Raw genomic sequence first — 5070 nt, 5'->3', positions numbered from 1 at the left:
TTAAGCAAGGACGCAAGTTTATTTCTCCCGCCAACATTATGCAACAAGCCATGAGATTCCAGCCAACTGGTGACAAACAATAAATCTCAGTAAATCGCAAAGTTTTGCTAAAGAGCGATCGCTAAGTAGACACTCAGTAGAAGTTAGTTCTAAATAATACCTATTTTATAATTAAAACTTATATTCAATAAAAGAGGTTCAAAAACTGAAATTATCAAGAATGTACATCCACCCAAATAATGACCATTGACGACTTTACCAAAACAGCTTGCACTAACTGATTCAGAAACCCTTGACGAAGTTCTGGATTGTTTAAGTGAAAATATTTCTATTGAGACCCAAGGAGTTTGCGATCAGAAAACTCTATTTGAAATATTAGTGAGAGCAGCAAGTAGTGGAGATAGTATTGAGAATACAACAAAAGTTTTAAATAGTAGTCCATGTGGTAGCGATATCAGGTATCACTTAGATAAAATCAATAATTTTGAGCAGCTAGAAAATCAAATCAATTTAGCTCTCAAAAGTAGAATTCCTCATCGTATTAAAAATGCATATCATAAAATTGCCATTGATTTAAATTTAATTCCTTACTATGGGAAACCTGATAGTGATGAAGACCCTTATATTTATAGAAGTCAGGCTAAGTCAGGAACTTGTTCTTTTTATGCCTATGCAACTTTATATATATTAACCAAGGGGAAACGGATTACACTGGCGATTAGAGGAGTACGTTGGTTAGATACAAATGTTGCCATTATCACCTACTTATTAGCTGAACTTGAGACTATTAAAGTAAATGTAAAAACACTGTATTTGGATAGAGGATTTTTTAGTATCGCTGTAATCAGGTGGTTGCAAGCCTTGGATATTCCCTTTATAATGCCAGCGATTAGAAGAGGAAAAAAGGGTGGTGTAAATCAATTTCTTAAAGGCAGAAGTAGTTATAAAACTACTTACACAATGGGTGAAGAGAAAGATAATAATGTTACCTTTAGCTTATGGATTATCTGCAAATACAAAAAAGGGACAAGAAAACAACATGGTATTGAATACTTTGCTTATGTTGTTTATAAGTCGAAAATAAACCTATCTTACATTCATCAAGATTATCGAAAAAGATTTGGAATTGAAAGCAGTTATAGATTAAAAAATCTATGTCGAATCAGAACAAATAATAAGAAGCCCGTATTGAGATTATTATATGTTGGTATTTCTTTTGTGTTAGTCAATATTTGGGTTTATCTTCTTTGGTTTAAGATTAGTCGAAAACGAAAGGGTAGGCGATTAATTTATCGTAACCTTTTCTGTCTTAAACAAATGTTAGCTTTTCTACGTCAAGTTGTTGAGCGCAAATATGGAAGTGTTAAAGGTATTTATATTCCATCGGGTTAGCAATCGTTAAAAGTTGCTTAACTATAAGTAAAAGTAATTTATCCCAGCCTACGGGTTAAGATAGTTTCGCAGAAAATGTATCTCAAGTTACAAAATATTGGCGATCGCTCTCTTGGAAAAAACTTTGCGATTTACTGAATTTGAGTAATAGTTTTTTGGAAGCGATGTTATTCAACATTACTTCAGCAGTAACAAATTGCAAGCCACACTTAGAAAAGCCGAATTGCAGAATAGCTTGTAATGCCTCTGTCATAAACCCTTGCCTCCAATAAGCACTGGCAAGCTCATAACCTATATCAGCACTCATTGCTTGTGTGTCCCATGTAAAACCACAGGAACCAATTAAGGTGTTGTCTTGCACAGGCGCAATTCCCCATCGGATTCCACGCCCGATTTCAAATCTTTTTGTCCGGCGCTCAATAACACCAAATGCCTCTTCAAGTTTCGTGAAGGTATCAAGGTCATGAAATTGAGTCACTTTTGGGTCAGAAAACACTGTAAAAACAGCAGGAGCATCTTCTGGGGTTTCTTGACGCAAAAACAGACGCTCTGTCTCTAACCTTGGAAAAGAGGTCAATGAGACATTTTTGTTCATTTGAAATTTCGCCTTCTTTGTTTTAGCTTTAAAGATATTACCTTACTAACATTTATAACTATTCTCAGCATCCTCAACCGTGAAATTTCTTTGCTCAGTCGGGGTTGAAAAAGGTTAAAAAGATAACATAATGGGAAGTGCTAAAAGCTACGATAATTTGCGCGTCTGCGATTGCATTGCACCCTTATATACCCTGCTATAGCTATCGCCTCCCCTCCTAGCCAAGCAACAATCGTCCTCCACAGCCTACGATTGCCAGCTAGAGTAATTGCGGGTAAAGTTCGCAATTGAAACGGTAATTTAGATGTATCTCAAACTGTAAGACGCTAGAATATCGCATTCTGGCATGGTGTGTATCAGAATGAACATCAATCTTGAGCTTGATTTCAGAAGCGCTTGGCTACGCTGGGCGCTTGCTTTTCGCAACCATCAATTACAGAAATCATCCACGCGGATATCCCGCCAAATATCGGAAATCTGCCAACCTGATTTCCCCACGGATTGGACTATGGGATTATCCCGTAGTGGAATGTAGTTCGGTTCTTTTGGCTCTTGAATCGCTACTAGCTTTTCCTCAATCACAGGGGCAGTAGAATTGACAGTATTAGCTTGAAGAAGTTGGTCTTCTGCCTCCTCGATTAGCTTCATCTGTCTCAGGCTAAGCTTATCAGATTTTTTGATGATTTTCTTAGTATCTGTATCATTAGAAGTTTTCATTGGCTGTTCCTTCAAAGGCATTGGCTCAAAATTTGGATGAGTAAATTTGGGAGAAGTTAGGTATAAATAATTTGCACAGAATTAACAAGGTACACCAAATGTATGAGAAATACGAGTCCCAAATTGTAAGAATTTATTAACTGTGTACAAATCTGTTTTCGGGTAGATGCCCCAGCATAATCTGTTGCACAGATGCAAGTATTAAGCGATTGCTTCTTTCCTCATGACTGTATGTCAATACTGTTTTGCGTTTTTGACTCCTAAGGCACTTGCCAAGAATAAATCAGCCCAGCCGTCGCTTTCGCCTTGAGGGCGAAAGCGCCTAAATCTCTCGGTTTTGCCAAAAATATTATTGATACGGCTGGGCTGATTTATTTATTGGATCTCCCTAATGAGCAGATAATGGATGGTTAAAAGTTCTCGCTGGAAAGGAACAGCGTTGAGAAACTTATCAGGTGAGAAAGGCACAATCTTAGTAGTAGATGACGAAGCCAGCATCCGCCGGATTTTACAAACGCGTCTAGAAATGATTGGCTACAGCGTAGTTACAGCTATAGCAATCCGATTTGATTTTTGAAAAAGACTACGAGATAATACTGTATAAATTTTTATGTATAATTTAAAACAACTATAAAGCAACATAAAAAATCAGGTACTAGTGCTATACAATTTTTAATTTTCAGTAAAAATACTATACTGGACACTAAGTTGCTAGATTTAAACTGTGCTTGTTAAAGTCTGGTGGACAGAGACAAATCTGTTAAAGCAGTGCTGACTGCCTCAAGCTAATATTTCTCTTATATTTAGTGAACTTTTTAATGCAATCAAATAGGAGTTCTATATACTCAAAATAAAAAGATGTATTTTCTAATTGAGATTACTTTGAAACGCTATAAGATTTTTTCCTAATGCTATCACTTAAATGGTGTGAATGTTCTTGTGCAGATGATTCTCCTAAAATGATTTCGTGCCAGCAAAAGTCTAAATTTTTGTGGATAGCAGTGTATGTACTGGTGGGTTTTTTGGTTGCAGAATGGAGTGTAGGTTTGTGGAGCAGGAGTTTATCCTTGCAGGCAGATGCAGGACATATTCTTGCTGATGTGGCAGCTTTATTGATATCGTTGCTTGCTACTATTTTTGCCCAACAACCTGTTAAAAGTAGGGCAACATTTGGGAACCAGCGCCTGGAAGTTTTTGCAGCTTTAATTAATGGGTTTAGTTTAATAGCGATCGCCAGCTTTATTATCTGGGAAGCGATTCATCGTTGGCAAAATCCAGAACCAATTTTGGGTTTACCAATGTTATTCATTGCAGTTTTGGGTTTAATCGTTAATATATTTAGCATTAAATGGCTTCATCCCCACACTCATAATGATTTAAATCTACAAGGAGTATTTCTGCATGTAATTGCTGATACTGTAAGTTCTGTGGGTGTAATTATTGCTGCCTTATTAATTCATATTTACCATTGGTGGTGGGCGGATGCTGCTATTAGTTTAGTAGTTGCTGTTTTTATTGGTTTAAGTGCTTTACCTTTAGTCAAAGAAAGCCTGAACATATTTTTGGAGTATGCGCCAGAATCCATTCCTCCAGATCAAGTAGAAATCTTTATCAAATCTTTTCCTAATGTATTGCAAGTAGAGAAACTACATATTTGGAAAATTAATTCCAATAGTGTGATGTTATGCGCGAATTTAACCGTGGAATGTGCAACTATTCATGAGCGCGATCGCCTTTTGCAAAAATTGCAAATTCATCTGCAAAAAACTTTTGGAATTACAGAAATGACTTTGCAACTCAGTAGCTATAAATCCCTCTCAGAAACTTCTATTAATCCTTTATTAAATCAGGATTTAGCTTTAATGTTATCTGCCAATCAATCCCGCTCAAACCTTTAGCCGATCATAATTTTGAATTCGGCACAGCGGGACTAATGTCAACCAAAACTTTTATTTACAAGGAGATTCCGTAATGATTTCATTACTGCAAAAGTACAAACGTTCATTAGTTTGGTTCATATCTGGTCTGGTTTTTGCAATGCTACTTTCCTTAGGAATATCACACCAACAACCAGTTATAGCATCTCAACCGAATTCTACTGAGTCTGTGACGATTTCTGACTTCGCTACTACTCATCTAGAACCGAATTTTTATCAATAATTAACTGCTAAGACTTGTTCAATTAACTTGTAAGAGATATTGCAATGATTTCACTTTTTGGAAAGTGCCGGAGACCTCTGGCCTTTTTTATGGCCAGTTTTTTGTCTGCCATGATGCTGATATTTGGTAATCCTGTGATTCGACCTGCCTTAGCTGCTGGTAATGGGATTAACGTGATTCTGATGATTGGCGATGGTATGGGTTGG

6 protein-coding genes are annotated in these 5070 nt (G+C 36.6%); 4 read left to right on the top strand and 2 right to left on the bottom strand.

Translation table 11 applies throughout. From position 1 onward, the window contains the following. Positions 1 to 246: 246 nt before the first annotated feature. Complete coding sequence (locus tag RRG12_RS41315; RefSeq protein WP_420759152.1) at positions 247 to 1392, top strand: ISH3 family transposase; 1146 nt, start codon at positions 247 to 249, stop codon at positions 1390 to 1392. Positions 1393 to 1474: 82 nt separating this feature from the next. Here the strand turns inward: RRG12_RS41315 and RRG12_RS41310 are convergent, their stop codons facing one another. Both RRG12_RS41310 and RRG12_RS41305 read right to left on the bottom strand, forming a co-directional pair. Continuing rightward, entirely contained in the window at positions 1475 to 1987 is a 513-nt protein-coding gene (locus tag RRG12_RS41310; RefSeq protein ID WP_420763168.1) for a GNAT family N-acetyltransferase, read from the bottom strand. Positions 1988 to 2416: 429 nt separating this feature from the next. After that, on the bottom strand, positions 2417 to 2704 hold the full coding sequence (locus tag RRG12_RS41305; RefSeq protein WP_069069927.1) for a hypothetical protein: 288 nt from the start codon (positions 2702 to 2704) through the stop codon (positions 2417 to 2419). A gap of 406 nt (positions 2705 to 3110) precedes the next feature. Between RRG12_RS41305 and RRG12_RS41300 the strand changes: the two genes are divergently transcribed. The 3 genes from RRG12_RS41300 (at position 3111) to RRG12_RS41290 (ending at position 4864) form a co-directional block, all read left to right on the top strand. Then, positions 3111 to 3281, top strand: coding sequence for a hypothetical protein (locus RRG12_RS41300; RefSeq protein ID WP_176726975.1), 171 nt, complete (start codon positions 3111 to 3113; stop codon positions 3279 to 3281). A 331-nt stretch (positions 3282 to 3612) separates the two neighbouring features. Continuing rightward, positions 3613 to 4602 carry a cation diffusion facilitator family transporter gene (locus RRG12_RS41295; RefSeq protein WP_420763167.1) on the top strand — a complete coding sequence of 330 codons (990 nt, stop codon included), beginning with the start codon at positions 3613 to 3615 and terminating at the stop codon, positions 4600 to 4602. Positions 4603 to 4675: 73 nt separating this feature from the next. Then, the gene (locus RRG12_RS41290; protein ID WP_069069922.1) at positions 4676 to 4864 is read left to right on the top strand and encodes a hypothetical protein; all 189 of its coding nucleotides are present in this window, start codon (positions 4676 to 4678) and stop codon (positions 4862 to 4864) included. The last annotated feature ends 206 nt before the right edge of the window (positions 4865 to 5070 follow it).

The organism is Nostoc sp. CALU 546, assembly GCF_048836525.1.
This window is presented reverse-complemented; position numbering and strand designations above follow the sequence as displayed.

Excerpts from the sequence above, each read along its gene's own strand:
- RRG12_RS41305 (WP_069069927.1), bottom strand. The coding sequence starts at position 2,704 with ATGAAAACTTCTAATGATACAGATACTAAGAAAATCATCAAAAAATCT.
- RRG12_RS41290 (WP_069069922.1), top strand. The coding sequence starts at position 4,676 with ATGATTTCATTACTGCAAAAGTACAAACGTTCATTAGTTTGGTTCATA.
- RRG12_RS41300 (WP_176726975.1), top strand. The coding sequence starts at position 3,111 with ATGGTTAAAAGTTCTCGCTGGAAAGGAACAGCGTTGAGAAACTTATCA.
- RRG12_RS41310 (WP_420763168.1), bottom strand. The coding sequence starts at position 1,987 with ATGAACAAAAATGTCTCATTGACCTCTTTTCCAAGGTTAGAGACAGAG.
- RRG12_RS41295 (WP_420763167.1), top strand. The coding sequence starts at position 3,613 with ATGCTATCACTTAAATGGTGTGAATGTTCTTGTGCAGATGATTCTCCT.